The sequence below is a fragment of the Arthrobacter sp. Y3223164 genome, assembly GCF_059091005.1.
Genome location: NZ_JBNHGF010000809.1, coordinates 1 through 534 on the forward strand (window position 1 = coordinate 1; position 534 = coordinate 534).

Below are 534 nucleotides of genomic sequence, written 5' to 3' on the forward strand. Positions count from 1 at the left end.
GGTCGTCGCCGGCGCGGCCGCCGCCGCCGCCGTGGCCGCCGGGACCTGGAACTTTATCTTCGTTTGAACCGGTACGGCGGACCCCGGCGACCCATGACAGCCGGGGTCCGCCGATCCGTTTAGGACTACGGCTTGAGCACCACCTTGATGCAGCCGTCCTCCTTCTTCTGGAACTTCTCGTACATCTCCGGCGCCTGCTCCAACGGAACCTGGTGGGTCGCCAGGTCGAGCACGCCCAGCGGGTCCGACGGGTGGTCGACCAGCGGCAGCAGATCGTCGATCCACCGCTTCACGTTGCACTGGCCCATCCGCAACTGGAGTTGCTTGTCGAACATGGTCAGCATCGGCAGGGGGTCCTTCATCCCGCCGTACACGCCGCTGATCGAGATCGTGCCGCCGCGCCGGACGGCGTCGATGGCGGTGTAGAGCGCGTCGAGCCTGTCCACCCCTGCCGCCTCCATCGCCTTGCGGCCCACGGCGGACGGCAGCAGCCCCACCGCCTGGTGGACCGCGCCGGCCACGGGCGAGCCGTGC

At 69.3% G+C, this 534-nt stretch carries 1 pseudogene; it reads right to left on the bottom strand.

The features are described from left to right. Positions 1 to 125: 125 nt before the first annotated feature. Positions 126 to 534: pseudogene (locus tag AC5RUJ_RS18140) on the bottom strand (glutathione-dependent formaldehyde dehydrogenase); the annotation flags it as partial.